We start from the raw sequence: 15602 nt of genomic DNA, 5'->3' as shown, positions 1-15602 counted from the left end.
CGGCCACGATGCTGCCGCAAACGACCACCGAAGATTGCATTTGCCGTGATGACAAGCTGAACCTGCAACGATAGCCTGCCGGCAACAACACATAACGGGAGGAATGCATGCCTGACGCAATGGTTGCCACACGTGCCTCCGAGGAGCGCGGAACCGCTCAGCAGGTCGACGTCGCCGTGGTCGGCGCCGGATTTGCCGGCCTCTATCTTCTGCATCGCCTGCGCAAGGCCGGCTTTTCGACGGTCGCTCTCGAAGAGGCCGGCGACGTCGGCGGCACCTGGTATTGGAACCGCTATCCCGGCGCGCGCTGCGACATCCAGACCATCGACTACAGCTACACCTTCGATCCGGAACTCGAAACGGCCTGGACCTGGTCGGAGAAATACGCGACCCAACCCGAAATCCTGCGCTATCTCGGCTTCGTCGCCGACCGCTACGATCTCAGGCGCGACATCCGCTTCGGCACGAAGGTCACCCAGGCCAAATGGGACGAGACGGCCGAGCGCTGGCTCATCACCACCGACCACGGGCAACCTGTCTCCTGCCGTCATTACATCATGGCCACCGGCTGTCTCTCGGCGCCAAAGCCGCCGGAGATCGACGGCGTCGAGGATTTCGGCGGCGAGGTCTATTTCACCGGACGCTGGCCGCATGGCGGCGTCGATCTCGCGGGCAAGCGCGTCGCCGTGATCGGCACCGGCTCGTCGGCCATCCAGTCGATCCCGCTCATCGCCGAGCAGGCCGCACATCTGACCGTGTTCCAGCGCACGCCGAACTTCGCGCTGCCCGCCCATAACGGTCCCGCACCCGCGGACCGCATGAGCCTGCTGCAGTCGGACCGCGCGGCCTATCGCGAGCAGGCGCGCCAGTCGATGGCCGGCGTGCCCTATCCGCAGCAGACGGCGGTGAGCTGGCAGCTCAGCGATGCCCAGCGCCGCGCGCGCTTCGAGGAAGCCTGGGGCAAAGGCGATCTCGTCTACATCCTCACCCAGCTCTGGGCCGACCAGGCGGTCGACGTCGAAGGCAACCAGCTGATCTGCGATCTCATCCGCGAGAAGATCTCGGCGGCCGTGAAGGATCCCGAAACGGCCGCGGCGCTGATGCCGCACGACCATCCCTTCGGCGCCAAGCGCCCCTGCCTCGATACCAATTATTACGCGACCTATAACCGGCCGAACGTCACGCTGGTCAATCTGCGTCAGGAGCCGATCAAGGCGATCACCGCCAGCGGAATCACGACCAGCAAGCGCAGCTTCGACCTCGACGTCATCGTGTTCGCGACCGGGTTCGACGCCATGACCGGCGCGATCCGCGCCGTGCATCCGATCACCGGGCGCGGCGGCAAGTCGCTGACCGATGTCTGGGCGCAGGGGCCGCAGACCTATCTCGGTCTCACCGTCGCGGGCTTCCCGAACTTCTTCATGATCACCGGACCCGGCAGCCCGTCGGTGCTGTCGAACATGGCGGTGTCGATCGAGCAGCATGTCGACTGGGTGGTCGACCGCCTCGCCGCGCTGCGTGATGCCGGCTTCACCACGATCGAGCCGACCGAGACGGCGCAGGCCGGCTGGAACAGGCACATGGCCGACTGCTCGATGCTGACGCTGCACCGGCTCGCCAACACCTGGTACACGGGCGCCAACGTGCCCGGCAAGGTGCAGGGCCTGATGCCCTATACCGGCGGCGTCGGACCTTATCGCAGCATCTGCGACGAGGTGGTCAGCCGCGGCATGCTCGGCTTCAAGCTCACCGGCCCCAATGTCGCCGCGCAATGCAATGATGGCGAGGTGGTGCGGCTGCAGCCCGACGTGCGGCTGGTGCTGAACCTGCTCGCCTCGCTCAATCTGCCGCCGATCGAATCGATGGGCGCGCTCGGCGCCCGCGAGTTCGTGAACGAGTTCAACAAGGCCCGCCCGGCGGGCCGGCCGATCGGCGACATCGTCGACGGCACCCTGCCCGTCACCGGCGGCGCGCTACCCTACCGCGTCTACAAGCCGGCAGCGCCGGGACCACATCCGGTCGTGGTCTATTTCCACGGCGGCGGCTGGGTGCTCGGCGACGAACAGTCGGACGAGCCGTTCTGCCGCGACATGGTGCGGCGGACTGGCATGATGTTCGTCAGCGTCGGCTATCGCCATGCGCCGGAGCATCGCTTCCCGACCGCGGCCGAGGACGGCTATGCTGCCACGCGCTGGATCGCCGAGCACGCCGCCGAGCTTGGCGGCAGACCGGGCCCGGTGCTGGTTGCGGGCTGGAGCGCCGGCGGCAACATCGCCGCCGTCACCTGCCAGCTCGCGCGCGACCGCGGCGGGCCGGAGATCGCCGGCCAGCTCCTGATCTGTCCGGTCACCGACTGCACCTTCGACCGGCCCTCCTACAACGACAATGCGACGGGCTACTTCCTGACGCGTTCGCTGATGTACTGGTTCTGGGACCTCTACTGCGCGCCGGCCGACCGCACCGATCCGCGCGTCTCGCCGCTGCGCGGCAAGGTCGTTGGCCTGCCGCCGGCCTTCGTGGCCACCTGCGAGTTCGATCCCCTGCGCGACGAAGGCATCGCTTATGCCGAGGCGATGTCGGCCGCAGGGGTGCCGGTCGAGCAGCTCAGGGCGCGCGGCCATTTCCACTCCTCCTTCACCATGGTGGACGTCGTGATCACGAGCGTGCCGGGCCGGGCGCAGATGGCGGAAGCGTTGCGTCGCTTCGCCGGTCTGCCACCGGAGGTCAGCAGCAGCGACGAGCGCAGCCACGGCCAGGCCAGCCCAGGGCACAGAATCGCGGCCGCTGCGAGCTGATCAGACGACACCGCCGGGAACCTTTTCCCGGCTGCTGCGTTGAGCATGTGTGGCATTGAGATGCAGCGACAGGTGTAAACCCCGGTACGCAAATCCGCGTGCCGGGGCGTTTTTTGCGTGAGGCGGGGTGATGGGGGACGTGTCTACGGAGTCAAAGGTCGATTTTGGCGCGCTTGCAGTGCTGAACAAATGGCCGTCACTGGCCAATCAGCGCCAGCCCGACCGGGAGCCTTATCAGCTCATCGAAGGTACGCTCGACGAGTGCATCTCGGCGCTCATGGCCAAGCCGGCGGCAACCCGGCACCTCTATGAGATCCGGACCGCAGCGCAGCCGCCGCTCGTCACCGAAATTCTTTCGCCCGAGCACGTCATCGAGCTCGCGCGCTTGAGAGAATTTCTCTGACGGCACTTCACGGCGACGCGCAGGAACCTTCTTCAGGTTCTTCCCGTTAACGGGGATCGGAAGCCAAGTCGCGAGTGCCCTGACGATGCTTGAAGCTGGCGTATCGTCTCCCGTCGTGCCCTATGGCGCAGACCAGACCCTGTTCGTGGTGATCGATCGCCGCGACAATTCAACTGAGATCCCGATCGAACGGAGCGATCTCGAAGCCACGATCGGCGAGCTCGTCGCCGGCTGCTTCAATGATCCCGTCAAGGTGATTTCGTTCAACACGCTCGAACATTGGATGAAGGACATCTCGACCGACGTCGCCGGCGAGATCCGCGCGCGCTGCGATATCGAGGGCGTGACGATGCCGGACTATCTCAGCGACTTCGTCGAGAGCCATTCGTGACGCCATCGCGTCGCCGATAGGCTTCACACCGCAGGCAATAAAAAAGCGCCGCTTCCGCGGCGCTTTTGCTGTCGAAACCTCAGTGGTGCCAGAACAATGCCAGCAGCAGAACGATCGGCAGCGGCACGCCAAGCAGCCAAAGCAAAGCACCTCGTCCAAAACCCATGATGTCCTCCTCTCTCTCCGTGCCCAGATGACGCAGGAGCGGCGAAGAAGTTCCGTGCTTCGCGGGAAGGACGAATGCGTTCAGAGCATGGTTGAGGGGAGTTATGCGCGCCGATATTTGCCGGTGATGACCTCGATCTCGCGGCGGCGCTCGTCGGCAAAAGTCAGGAGCTTTTCGATCGTGAGCGTATCCGTGATCCGTTTGGCGAGCCGCTCGGCGCGCGCGGCCTGATCTTCGAGATACTGGATCGTCTTCAAGCGTCCGCCTCCCCAACAGCCCCAAATTGTTCGGACGAGCATGGTGCTTGAGAAGCCGCTAACAGCCGGTTAAGCGCGGCCGGCCAAAAGCGATGTCTCGAATTCATCGTAGGACGTCGAGCCTGACATTGGTGATGCCCTTGTCGACCATGCCGAGCGCCTCGGCCGCGGAAGGCGAGATGTCGACCACGCGTCCGCGAACATAGGGCCCGCGATCGTTGACCCGGACGGTGACGAAGCGGCCGGACGAAACGTCGGTGACGCGCAGTTTGGTGCCGAACGGCAGGCTCGGATGCGCCGCGGTCAATTCGTTCCTGTCGAACTTCTCGCCGCTCGCGGTCTCGGTGTCCGAATAGAAGCTGGCAAGGCCCTGCGAGGCTGCTTGCTTGGCCTCGCCCTTGGAGTCGGGGATGCGCGCCCGGCTGATCGGCCTTGGATGCAGCGCCGCCACCCTGTGCGGTCGCTCGACGGCGGCCTGCCGGTTGGTCCCCGCCAGATCGGCCTTCTGACGCCCGACTGGCGATTGTGCGCAGGCGGCCAGCGAGGCGGCAGCAACGATGGCGAGCAGCAGCCGGCATAGGGATACGAGGGAAATCCGGGCAGTTTCGGCACGTGCAATGCGAGACATGGTACGCCCCTCCGAACTGCCGGGATTTTCGGCGGGCAATGAGGGCAGAACCTTGTCGGAACAAAAGCAGGCCTGGGGCCGCCGGTGTTTCGCGCCAGCTGTGGCGATTCCACCACAGTGACATGTTCCGAAAAGAGACAGGCCACCCGGAGGCGGCCTGCCAATCCGGCGATGTCAGTATTTCGGCTCGTACATCTGGGACTGGACCAGCGCCTTGACGTCGTTGGGCGCGGGTCCATCCGCGAGCCCGCGCTGATAGGCGACGTCCGCAACGGCCGCGGCGATGCGGACCGAGACCTCGCGGATGCGCGGCAGCGCCGGATAGAGACTGCCCTGCGCGAGGTCGTCCTTGCCGACGCAATCGGCGAGCGTATGGGCGGCCGCCATGAACATCTCGTCGGTCACCAGCTTCGAGCCGCTGGCGATGACGCCGAGGCCGACGCCCGGGAAGATGTAGGAGTTGTTGCCCTGGCGCGGCACGAAGCTGCGGCCGTTGAGCTTGACCGGATCGTACGGGCTGCCACAGGCGAACAGCGCACGGCCCTCGGTGTAGCGATAGGCGTCCTCGGCCGAGCATTCGGCCTTCGAGGTCGGATTCGAGAGCGCGAACACGATCGGCTGCTCGTTGAGCTCGGCCATCGCCTTGAGCACCTCGGGCGTGAAGGCGCCGCCGACCGCGGCGACGCCGATGATCGCCGTCGGCTTCAGCGTCTTGATCGCGGTGAGGAAGTCGGAGATCGGCGCCTGGTCGGCATGGGCGTAGCGCAGCTTGTGGCCGGTGACGCCGTCGCGGCCGCTGACGACGAGGCCGCGGGAATCCACCAGCCAGTTGCGCCGGAGCGCGTCCTGTTCGGAAGCGCCCTCCGCCATCATGGCCGACACCACGAGATCGGCGATGCCGGTCGCGGCCTCGCCCGCGCCGAGGAACAGGATGCGCTGATCCCTGAGCTTGCCGCCCGAAATGCGCAAGGCCGAGAACAGACCGGCGAGCGCCACCGCGGCGGTACCCTGGATGTCGTCGTTGAAGACGCAGGCTTCGTCGCGATACTTGTGCAGCAGCTTGAACGCCGAATGATTGGCGAAATCCTCGAACTGGATCAGCACGCCCGGAAAGGTCTTTCGCGCGGCCTGCATGAACTCGTCGACGAAGCTGTCATAGGCCTCGCCCGTGAGCCGCCGCTCGCGCAGGCCGAGATAATAGGGATCGTTGAGCAGCTCTTCGTTGTTGGTGCCGACGTCGAGCACGATCGGCAGGCACAGTTCGGGATGCACGCCGGCGCAGGCCGAATAGAGCGACAGCTTGCCGACCGGGATGCCCATGCCGTTGGCGCCGAGATCGCCGAGGCCCAGGATGCGCTCGCCGTCGGTGACGACGATCAGCTTGGCCGGATAGGGCCAGTTCTTCAGAAGCTCGGCGATCTGGCCGCGATCGCGCGAGGAGATGAACATGCCGCGCGGCCGCTGGAAGATCAGGCCGTATTTCTGGCAGGCGAGCCCGACCGTCGGCGTGTAGATGATCGGCTGGATCTCGTCGATATTGTCGACGACGACGCGGAAGAACAGCGCCTCGTTGCGGTCATGCAGCGCGTTCAGCGCGACATATTTTTCAAGATCCGTCGGCAGCGCGCGGAGATTGGTGAGAACGCGCTGAGCCTGCGTCTCCATCGTCAGCACGCAAGGCGGTAGCAGGCCACGCAGGCCGAGTGCCTCGCGCTCGGATGCCGTGAAGGCAGTGCCCTTGTTGAGCAAGGGATCGCGCAGCAGCGCCATGCCTTGCGGCGGAGTGGACGACGTCGATTGGGCAACGACCCGGGCAGGTCTATTCACGAATTCCCCCAAGAAGCTTCACATTGAACCGCGCACATTGTCGGCCAGCGCTCCAACGAGATCAAGGACGGAGCGAAGGCGGCATCGATTGTGATCTCGCACCGCAGCGAGGTCGCCGCGAACGACTGGCAGTTGCGCGAGAAAAGGTTAACGCGGCAAGGCTCTCTCGCGTTGGTGGCAGGTATAGGCCGCTCTCTCCCCTCGTCATTTCGGGGCGCGACGAAGTCGCGAACCCGGAATCTATCGGACCGCAGAGACGGCGGTACAATGGATTCTCAGGTGCGCAATTGCGCTGGCACGCGCCCCGGAATGACGAGAAACCTTCAGGATGCGGGCGTGTTAGGCGCGAACTATTCAGGCTTGATGTTGGCCGCCTTCACGATCGGCCACCATTTCTCGGTCTCGGCCTTCTGGAAAGCGGCGAGCGCTGCCGGCGTCTGCTGCTCCGGTGGCGGAATCTCCTGGCCCAGTTCGGCAAAGCGCTGCTTGACTGCGGCGTCGGCAAGCACGGTCGCGATGGCTGCATTGAGCTTGGCGACGATGTCCTTCGGCGTGTTCTTCGGTGCCCAGATGCCGTGCCAGTAGGAAATATAAAGGCCAGGCAAACCTGCTTCGTCGACGGTTGGCACGTCGGGCGCCGATGCAAGCCGCGTCGGCGAGGTCACCGCGAATGCCTTGATCGCACCGTTCTTGACGTGCGGCAGTGAGTTCGAGGCCTGGTCGAACATGATGTCGATCTGGCCCGCGACGAGATCGATCATGGCAGGTCCTGCGCCGCGATAAGGCACGAACTGGAAGTCGGTGCCGGTCTTGTCCTTGAAGAAGACGCCGGCGACATGCGCGCCCGTTCCGGCCCCTGCCGTCCCGGCGGTGGCCTTGCCGGGATTAGCCTTCAGCCAGGCGATCAGCTCTTTCAGATTGGCCGGCTCGAGCGATTTCCTGCCGACGATGAGCTGCGTTCCCATCGCGATCAAAGCGACCGGCTCGAAATCGTCGACGACGTCATAGGGCAGCTTGAGGATCGCCCCGTTCAGCACATGGGTGCCCCAATGGCCGATCGTGATCGTCGTGCCGTCCGGCGCCGCACGTGCGACGCGGGCGCCGGCGATGCTGCCGGAGGCACCGGCCACGTTCTCGACCACGACGGTCGCGTGCAGCTCGGCGGCAATCCGCTCGGACAGGATCCGCGCCAGCGTATCGGTCGGGCCTCCCGCCGCGAACGGTACGATGAGGGTGATCGGGCGGGACGGAAACGGCTGCGCGTGGCCCGGCGCAATCCACGCCGCAGATCCGACCAAGGCGCACAAGACGATCACATGGCCGCGCAAGGCGGCCCACAGCCCTCGTACCATTCCACCCGACCCATTTTTCGTCACCCGCATTGTCAGCGGGCTGGAGCCTAAGTGAACGCTGCCGGGCGGGCGGAGGCAAGGCGGAAATTTCCGCTGAACGACTATCCGGCCGCGCGCCGCGGTGTGAGGCTGGCAGTGCCATCGGCCGGCGGCGCGATGTGCATCAGGATGGTCTGGGTGGCGGATGCGACCTCGATGCCGTTCTGCTGGAAGCGCAGCTTCATGCGGCGGTTGAATTCGCGCTGAACCGGCCAGCGCCCGGCCTCGGTACAGCGGATCTGACCGACGATCGACACCATCGCGCCATCGACCTTGTCGATGCCCCACAATTCGAGGTCGCCGCGGATCAGCGCGCGGAATTCGGGTTCGCGGCGCATCTCGTCGACGATGTCCTTGAGGATCTGGCCGGCGCGGTCGGTGTCTTCCTTGTAGGCGACATTGACGCTGACCGAGGCGTTGCCGGCGCCGCGGCTCGCATTGGTGATGGTGGTGACCGCGCTGAACGGCACGATGTGCACGGCGCCGTCGCCAGCGCGCAGGCGGATGGTACGGATCGAGACGTTCTCGACCACGCCCGAGAGTCCCGACACGCTGACATTGTCGCCGACCTGCACCGTGTTCTCCAGCAGCAGGAACAGCCCGGTGATGAGGTCCTGCACCAGCTTCTGCGAGCCGAAACCGATGGCGATGCCGACGATGCCGGCGCCCGCCAGCAGCGGCGCGACGTTGACCCCGATCTCGCTCAGCGCGGTGAGGCCGACGACGGTGGCGATCAGACAGAGCAGCGCGGTGCGCAGCATCGGCTGGAAGGTGCGCAAGCGCGCGGCACGGGCGTAGTGGCCATCCCGCGAAAGCGTGTTGATCTGGCGGTCCAGCAGTGCGTTGCTGGCTTCCCAGATCGCCGCCGCGATGAACACGGCGAGACCGATCGTTACCACGGCCGAGATCAACCGGCTGCCGATCTGGCCGCCATAGAACCAGACGATGGCGTCGACGCCCCAGACTTCGAGCACGGCAACGAAGCCGATGAAGACGATCACGCCGGAGATGATCTTGCGCAGCAGCGGCAGATAGCGATTGGCGCGGATCTCGAGGCCCGGAAAGCGTTGGAGGATCTCGGGCTTGATACGGAAGCCGCGGTCGATCAGGCTCAGCGTCAGCATGATGGCGATGCGGGTGATCAGGGCGACCGCGATCGTGCCGACGAAATATTGCAGCAGCAGCGAATAGCCGTTGCGGATGTTGAGCGCCCATACTGCCCAGAGCGCAAGGTCGAGCGCGATGGCGAGATAATGCCAGCCGCCGGCAATGCGGTTACGCAAGCGGGCGGCGATGCCCTGCCGGTCGGCAGGCGCGCGGATGGCGTCGGCGACCTGGCGGCGGCATTGCAGGATGATGACGACGACGAAGAGATGCACGACCAGCATCACCATGCGCAGCAGCACGGCATAACCGGCGCGGTGGAGACCGAGCAGCAGCGCCACGTTGGCGAAGGCGATGCCGGAGACGCCGACACCGACGATGCGGCGCGCCCAGATCTCGATATAGGCCGCGGTCTCGGCCCGTACCGGAAACAGGCCGAACGGCCCCGCCAGCGCACGAACCACACAGATGAGGCCGCGCGAGAACGCATAGGCGTTGGCAACCGCGAGGATCACGAGGCGAACCGTCGTGGGCTCACCGATCTCCGTCCCAAGCAGCGCGGAGGCGACGCCCATGAAGGCGAATACCGGAAGCAGTTCGAGCACGAAGCGCCCGAGCACCAAGGGCAGCCGCAACATGATCTGCCAGACCCGCGCCAGACTGTGGCGGCGCTGGTGCAGTTCGGGCTCCGGCGTGACGTCGGCGACCGATGACGGCGGATCGGCAATCGGCAGCGCCTGCGCCGGCAGTCGTCCGGCTTGCGGCACGCGTCCCTCGAGAAACGCGACCGGACGCCGGATCAGGCGGAAGATCACCCATTCGGCCGAGAGGGCGCAGCCGAGCACCAGTGCAAGCTTCCAGGCGATCTCGATCAGCAGATTATAGGCCGCGGGATCGTTCGCGGTGCGGACGATCCAGTAGTAGAAGGCCGGGAAATGCGTGAGCGTCCGGGCTACGCTGGCGATCTCGCTCGATATCGCGCCGATCTCCTCCGACACCGTGAGCAGGAGCTGCGCACCGAGGCCGTCGGCAGCGAGCGGGATCGGCGACTTCTGTTCGGGCGCGGGCGGCTGCTGACCGGATGCGTTGGCGATCGCGCGCAGCGTATCGATCATCTGCGCCCGTTTCTTGTCGTCCTGTAGCGTCTCCAGCGCACGCTTGGCTTCCTCAGGCGACAATGCGGCCGCATCATTCGTCGCCGGCCGAGGCGTCTCGGCGCGGACGCCGGAGAGAGAGGAGATCACGAGGAAGAGAGCGGCGAAGAATGCCGGGGCAAGCTTATGCGACACGAGGATTCCCTGGAAAAATGAATGCGCCGTCGGCATCGGAGACGATCACGGCCGAACCACGCGCGTCATGTCGGATGCCAGCTATTCGCCCCGATCCTGTGTCGGAAATGGGCCAGCGGGACGACATTCTCTTGGCATTTACCGCAATGCGAAGGCGGCAGCCGCAACGGCAGGGCCGAGATGCCAACGGAACGTGATCGTCATTCTGCAGGGATCACCGCGGTTCGACATCACGAAGAGGTCGTCATGCCCGCGCACGGCAAACCAGCGTCCCCCGAGTGCATAGATGATGCGCGCTCGCCCTCCGTCATACCCCATGACGCTCGCATAGGGCGCGTGCACGCGGTGCCATCGGCAGCAGGCTCCCTCTCCCGCTTGCGGGCAGGGGCAATCGCATACGGATTTCGCGAGGACCGCCGGCTTGCTCCGCCTCTCCCGCAAGCGCAAGCGGGAGAGGCAAAAGCAAGCCCGCGGATAATTCCCGTGAAATCCTATGCGATCGCCCTGCCCGTCATTCCAGGCGTCGGCCCGGAATGACAGCGGAGAGGCAGGAGGAGAAAGGGGATGTTGAATCCATCCATAGCGGCGGCCTCGCCATGGCCATCCGACACGATCGATGTCACACAAAATACAGCGCCGGGCAGGTAGGGGCTCTGCCTTACTGATGCAGCCCACTAAACCTTGACCCGGCGTGCCGTTCGCGGTTTCTGCCGCTATGCGATAATCCGAACGAGCTCCATCGCAATTAACGCGGCTGGATTTGCGGAGGTGGCGTCATAGACCTCCCCTTGCTCATGGAGTGGACATTGCGCGTCGCTTGTTTGCGACCAGTGCCATGCTCCTCCTGTGACACAAGACTGTCAAGCGGGATCAATCATGCAGGCATCAAATGTGAAGTGCGCAGCAGGGGTGCTTTGACAGGGAACCGGCGTGGCCGTTACGGTGCCAGTCTATTCATTGACATCATACTCCTGATTTGCCCGACGCCGCAAATCGACTTCGCAAAATCAGCAGCCGCTCCCGGCCACTGGCAAGCCATTGATTTTGCTGTCTCCGGCTACTGTGCATGGGGTTGTTTTCGCGATTTCTTGGTGCTGCCCCTCTTCTCTTCCTTCTCCAGCGCTGCGCGCACCTCCTCGAACTCCCGCAGCGAGGCCTTGTCGGCGCGGGGAAAGCGCAGATCCAGTTTTTCGAGCGCTGCATTGATCACCGATCCGATGACGACGCGCGCGAACCATTTGTGGTCGGCGGGCACGACATACCACGGCGCGTGGGGCGTCGAGGTGTGGCGGACGATGTCCTGGTAGACCGCCTGGTAGCGCGGCCACAGCGCGCGCTCCTTGATGTCGTCCATCGAGAACTTCCACTGCTTGGCCGGGTCCTCCAGCCGGTCGAGAAAGCGCTCGCGCTGCTCGGCCTTGGAGACGTTGAGGAAGAATTTCAGCACCACGGTGCCGTTGCGGCAGAGGTAGCGCTCGAACGCCGAGATATCCTCGAACCGCTCCTTCCAGATGCTCTTGGTGACGAGCCTTTGCGGCAGCTTCTCCTTGGCGAGGAGCTCCGGGTGCACGCGCGTCACCAGGCACTCCTCGTAATGGGAGCGGTTGAAGATGCCGATATGGCCGCGCTCGGGCAGCGCGATCACGTGGCGCCAGAGGAAATCGTGGTCGAGCTCCTTGCTGCTCGGCGCCTTGAACGCATGGACCTCGCAGCCCTGCGGGTTGATGCCTTCGAAGATCGCCTTGATCGCGCTGTCCTTGCCGCCGGCATCCATGGCCTGGAACACGATCAGGAGCGACCAGCGGTCCTGGGCGTAGAGCTTCTCCTGAAATTCGATCAGCCGCTTCTTGTTGGCATCGAGAAGCGCCAGCGCCTTCTCCTTGTCGAGATCGCCCTTCTCGTTGGTCTTGTAATCCTTGAGATGAAACTTGCCCGATCCATCATAGCGAAATGGCGTGATGTAGCGGTCAAGCTCCTGGGCGAGCGATTTGGACGGCTTCTTGCTCATGAGCGCGGGGCACCTTGCGTTGCGGCTTCAATCGGTCGAGCACGCTACCAAGGATACCCTTGGGAAGGAATATGATGAAAAGCACGAGCAGCACGCCGTAGACGAGGTTGTCCCAGCCGACCGCCTTGGTGCCGAAGCCGATGCGAAGGGTTTCCGCCAGCAGAATCGTGATCACAGCGCCGAAGGTCGGGCCGAGCGAGACGAACAGGCCGCCGACGATGGCCGCGAACACCATCTGCAGCGACACCGCGATGCCGCTGACGGTGTCGGGCGTGATGAACATCTGGTACTGGCAGTAGATCGCGCCCGCGAGCGCCGTCATCAGGGCGCTGAGCAGCGTGATCTTCAGCTTCTCCGCGGTGACGTCGACGCCGGCGGCGGCCGCCGCGTCCTCGTCCTCCGAGATCGCCTCCAGCGCGTAGCGCGCCATGCTGCGATCGACCCAGTGCCAGATCACGAGGCCGAACAGCCAGATCCCGAGCGCGATCAGATACCAGGTGGTCTTGTCGTCGAACTGCAGCGCCAGCAGCTTGTTGGTGGAGGCGCGGTTCGGCGTATAGCCGAGCGAGCCGCCGGTGTAGTCGCGCGTCGCGGTGATGACCTGGAGCACGATGCCCGACAGCGCCAGCGTCACCAGCACGAAATAGTGCCCGGTGATGCGGAAGCGGAAGCAGGGATAGCCGACGATCAGCGCCAGCGCGCCGGCCGCGACCATGCTGACGGGAATGCCGATCCAGGGCGACAGACCGAGATGATTCCACAGCAGCGCAGTGACATAGGCGCCAATCCCCATGAAGCCGCCATGGCCCAGCGAGACCAGCCCGAACCGTCCCATCATGGACCAGGACGTATAGGCGAACGACCAGATCAGGATCAGCACCAGGATGTGTAGATGATAGGGATCCCGGTAGAGAAAGGGCAGCGCGACCAGCGCCGCGAGCCCGACGCCCCATGCTGCAAGCCGCCCCTGCCCCATCATCGGCGCCTCGCCAGCAGGCCGGCAGGCCGGATGAACATCATGACGATGAAGAAGGCGAAGGCGAGCACATAGCCCCATTCGAGATCGGAGAACAGGCCGCCGAGCGAGATGATCTCGGCGAACACGAAGGAGGCGATGAAGCCGCCGATGAAATTGCCGAGCCCGCCGAGCACGCAGATCAAGAAGGTGATCGGCCCGAAGGACAGGCCGACGAAGGGATGCACGTCATATTGCAGCACCAAGAGGCAGGCGGCGAGCCCCGCGAGCGCACCGCCGAGTGCCGAGGTGATGAGATAGATCCGCTTGGTGTCGACGCCCATCAGGGCCATGATCTGCCGGTCCTGCGAGATGGCGCGGATCGCGGTGCCGGTGAAGGTGCGCGTCATGAACAGATAGACCGCGACCATGCCGACCAGCGCGGCCAGAAACGACAGGAGACGGGCGTAGCTGAAATTCATGTCGCCGAAGGCGAGCACCGGCAGGCGGATGCCGAGGTTGCGGAAGTCGATGCCGAAGGCGACGGTGGCAAAACTCTGCAGCACGAATAACACGCCGCCGGTCGCGAGCAGCTGGTTGATCGGCGGCGCCGTGAGCAGCGGCGCGATCACCAGGTAGTGCAGCGCCGCGCCGAGCACCGCGACCAGCAGGACGGTGAGCGGAGCCGCGATGAAATAGCTGATGCCGTAGTACTGCACCATGAAGTACATCGCATACATGCCGATCATCACCAGCTCGGCGTAGCAGATCCAGGTCACGTCGATGACGCCGAAGATCAAATTGAGCCCGAGCGCGAGCAGCGCCAGCACGCCGCCGAGCAGGATGCCGTTGATCACGGCTTCCAGCAGGTAGATATCGAAAATGTCCAGGAATGCCTGCATGCCCATCACACCCCGAGATAAGCTTCCTTGACCGTGTCGCTCGCCAGCATCTCCGCCGAGGTGCCCGACGCCCTGATCGTGCCCGCCTCGATCAGATAGGCGCGATCGACCACTTTCAGCACCTGCTGCACGTTCTGCTCGACGATCAGCACCGTCAGCCCGCTGGCGCGGATCCGCTTCACCAGCTCGAACACCTGCTGCACCACGACCGGCGCCAACCCGGCCGAGGGCTCGTCGAGCAACAGCAGCTTTGGATTTGACATCAGGGCGCGGCCGATCGCGCACATCTGCTGCTCGCCGCCCGACATGGTGCCGGCCATCTGGTGCCGCCGCTCCTTCAGACGCGGAAACAGATCGAACACGACCTCGAGCCGCTCGGCATAATGACTGCGTGCCTCCTTCATGAAGGCGCCCATCTTGAGATTGTCGTCGACCGTGAGCTGCGGAAACAGCCGCCGGTTCTCCGGGACGTGGGCTATGCCGAGGCTGACGATCTTGTGCGGCGGTGTGGCGACGACGTCGACACCTTCCATCTTGATCGCGCCGCGCGACGGCCGGATCAGGCCGGAGATGACGCGCATCAGGGTGGTCTTGCCGGCGCCATTGGGCCCAATGACGCCGACAGCTTCGCCGGCCCTGACGTCGAGATTGACGTCGAACAGAGCCTGGAACGTGCCATAGCCGGCATTGACGGCGCGGAGCTCCAGCATCGGCTAGCCTCCCGCGCGGCGGCGCGCTTCGGCGGCCGCGGCCTGCGTGGTCTCGGCATCGGTGCCGAGATAGACCTCGATCACGCGCGGGTCTCCCGCCACCAGGCTCGGCAAACCTTCCGATATCTTCTCGCCGTGATCGAGCACCATGACGCGATCGACGACGCGCATCAGCACGCCCATGATGTGCTCGACCCAGATGATGGTGATGCCGAGCTCGTCGCGGATGTTGCGCAGCATGTCGGCGGCCTGGTCCATCTCGGCCTCGTCGAGGCCGCCGAGGCTCTCGTCGGCCAGGAGCAGCTTTGGCGCAGTCGCAAGCGCCTTGGCCAGCTCGAGCTTCTTCAGACCGGCCGCGCCGAGGCCATCGACGCTGGCATGGCGGTCGGTCGGCAGGCCGACCATCGCCAGCGAGCGCTCGGCCGCTTCCTCGGCCTTGACACGGCTGTGGCGTCCCTGGCCGTAGAAGCCGGCGAGCGCGACGTTCTCGAAGATGGTCAGGCGGCGGAACGGCCGCGGGATCTGGAAGGTGCGGCCGATGCCGCTGTTGATGATCCGGTGCGGCGCAAGGCCCGCGATCTCGGAGCCGCCGAACAGGATCGATCCCGATGTCGGCGCCAGCGTGCCGGAGAGCATGTTGAAGATGGTGCTCTTGCCCGAGCCGTTGGGGCCGATCAGGCCAAGGATCTCGCCCTGGTCGACCCGGAACGACACGTTGTTGACGGCGGTGAAGCCGCCGAACCGCTTCACCAATCCGCTGACTTCCAGCACCAAGG

13 protein-coding genes are annotated in these 15602 nt (G+C 64.9%); 3 read left to right on the top strand and 10 right to left on the bottom strand.

Going from position 1 to position 15602, the window contains the following annotated elements:
* The first annotated feature begins 107 nt into the window (after positions 1-107).
* The 3 genes from P6U31_RS10620 to P6U31_RS10610 all read left to right on the top strand — a co-directional run bounded on the left by P6U31_RS10620 (position 108) and on the right by P6U31_RS10610 (position 3589).
* Positions 108-2795 (top strand): flavin-containing monooxygenase, encoded by a 2688-nt coding sequence (locus P6U31_RS10620; protein ID WP_407188184.1) that lies wholly within the window; start codon positions 108-110, stop codon positions 2793-2795.
* A gap of 130 nt (positions 2796-2925) precedes the next feature.
* Entirely contained in the window at positions 2926-3198 is a 273-nt protein-coding gene (locus P6U31_RS10615) for a hypothetical protein (RefSeq protein WP_407189815.1), read from the top strand.
* An 85-nt stretch (positions 3199-3283) separates the two neighbouring features.
* Entirely contained in the window at positions 3284-3589 is a 306-nt protein-coding gene (locus tag P6U31_RS10610) for a hypothetical protein (protein ID WP_407188182.1), read from the top strand.
* A 267-nt stretch (positions 3590-3856) separates the two neighbouring features.
* On the opposite strand, the gene P6U31_RS10605 is transcribed toward P6U31_RS10610, so the two are convergent.
* The 10 genes from P6U31_RS10605 to P6U31_RS10560 all read right to left on the bottom strand — a co-directional run bounded on the left by P6U31_RS10605 (position 3857) and on the right by P6U31_RS10560 (position 15597).
* Positions 3857-4012, bottom strand: coding sequence for a hypothetical protein (locus P6U31_RS10605; RefSeq protein ID WP_164938179.1), 156 nt, complete (start codon positions 4010-4012; stop codon positions 3857-3859).
* Between the two features lie 103 nt (positions 4013-4115).
* Entirely contained in the window at positions 4116-4640 is a 525-nt protein-coding gene (locus P6U31_RS10600; RefSeq protein WP_407188180.1) for a septal ring lytic transglycosylase RlpA family protein, read from the bottom strand.
* A 174-nt stretch (positions 4641-4814) separates the two neighbouring features.
* Positions 4815-6410 carry an NAD-dependent malic enzyme gene (locus P6U31_RS10595; protein ID WP_407189814.1) on the bottom strand — a complete coding sequence of 532 codons (1596 nt, stop codon included), beginning with the start codon at positions 6408-6410 and terminating at the stop codon, positions 4815-4817.
* A 407-nt stretch (positions 6411-6817) separates the two neighbouring features.
* Positions 6818-7819: a tripartite tricarboxylate transporter substrate-binding protein gene (locus tag P6U31_RS10590; RefSeq protein WP_407188178.1), complete on the bottom strand. Its 1002-nt coding sequence runs from the start codon at positions 7817-7819 to the stop codon at positions 6818-6820.
* Between the two features lie 101 nt (positions 7820-7920).
* The gene (locus P6U31_RS10585; RefSeq protein ID WP_407188176.1) at positions 7921-10251 is read right to left on the bottom strand and encodes a mechanosensitive ion channel domain-containing protein; all 2331 of its coding nucleotides are present in this window, start codon (positions 10249-10251) and stop codon (positions 7921-7923) included.
* Positions 10252-11308: 1057 nt separating this feature from the next.
* On the bottom strand, positions 11309-12259 hold the full coding sequence (locus P6U31_RS10580; protein ID WP_407188175.1) for a polyphosphate kinase 2 family protein: 951 nt from the start codon (positions 12257-12259) through the stop codon (positions 11309-11311).
* Positions 12219-13238 (bottom strand): branched-chain amino acid ABC transporter permease, encoded by a 1020-nt coding sequence (locus P6U31_RS10575; protein ID WP_407188174.1) that lies wholly within the window; start codon positions 13236-13238, stop codon positions 12219-12221. Before P6U31_RS10575 ends, P6U31_RS10580 begins: the two co-directional genes overlap by 41 nt.
* The gene (locus tag P6U31_RS10570) at positions 13235-14116 is read right to left on the bottom strand and encodes a branched-chain amino acid ABC transporter permease (RefSeq protein ID WP_407188173.1); all 882 of its coding nucleotides are present in this window, start codon (positions 14114-14116) and stop codon (positions 13235-13237) included. The genes P6U31_RS10575 and P6U31_RS10570 overlap by 4 nt, the downstream gene beginning before the upstream one ends.
* Positions 14117-14121: 5 nt before the next feature.
* Positions 14122-14826: an ABC transporter ATP-binding protein gene (locus P6U31_RS10565; protein WP_407188171.1), complete on the bottom strand. Its 705-nt coding sequence runs from the start codon at positions 14824-14826 to the stop codon at positions 14122-14124.
* Positions 14827-14829: 3 nt separating this feature from the next.
* Entirely contained in the window at positions 14830-15597 is a 768-nt protein-coding gene (locus P6U31_RS10560; RefSeq protein ID WP_407188169.1) for an ABC transporter ATP-binding protein, read from the bottom strand.
* Positions 15598-15602 lie beyond the last annotated feature (5 nt).

Source organism: Bradyrhizobium centrosematis (genome assembly GCF_045571495.1).
GTDB lineage: Bacteria > Pseudomonadota > Alphaproteobacteria > Rhizobiales > Xanthobacteraceae > Bradyrhizobium > Bradyrhizobium centrosematis.
The sequence above is the reverse complement of the archived record's forward strand: the minus strand, read 5'-3'. Positions and strand labels throughout refer to the sequence as shown.

Coding starts and splice junctions, on each gene's coding strand:
- P6U31_RS10580 (WP_407188175.1), bottom strand. CDS start 12,259: ATGAGCAAGAAGCCGTCCAAATCGCTCGCCCAGGAGCTTGACCGCTAC.
- P6U31_RS10600 (WP_407188180.1), bottom strand. CDS start 4,640: ATGTCTCGCATTGCACGTGCCGAAACTGCCCGGATTTCCCTCGTATCC.
- P6U31_RS10620 (WP_407188184.1), top strand. CDS start 108: ATGCCTGACGCAATGGTTGCCACACGTGCCTCCGAGGAGCGCGGAACC.
- P6U31_RS10595 (WP_407189814.1), bottom strand. CDS start 6,410: ATGGCGCTGCTGCGCGATCCCTTGCTCAACAAGGGCACTGCCTTCACG.
- P6U31_RS10610 (WP_407188182.1), top strand. CDS start 3,284: ATGCTTGAAGCTGGCGTATCGTCTCCCGTCGTGCCCTATGGCGCAGAC.
- P6U31_RS10590 (WP_407188178.1), bottom strand. CDS start 7,819: ATGGTACGAGGGCTGTGGGCCGCCTTGCGCGGCCATGTGATCGTCTTG.
- P6U31_RS10575 (WP_407188174.1), bottom strand. CDS start 13,238: ATGATGGGGCAGGGGCGGCTTGCAGCATGGGGCGTCGGGCTCGCGGCG.
- P6U31_RS10565 (WP_407188171.1), bottom strand. CDS start 14,826: ATGCTGGAGCTCCGCGCCGTCAATGCCGGCTATGGCACGTTCCAGGCT.
- P6U31_RS10570 (WP_407188173.1), bottom strand. CDS start 14,116: ATGCAGGCATTCCTGGACATTTTCGATATCTACCTGCTGGAAGCCGTG.
- P6U31_RS10615 (WP_407189815.1), top strand. CDS start 2,926: ATGGGGGACGTGTCTACGGAGTCAAAGGTCGATTTTGGCGCGCTTGCA.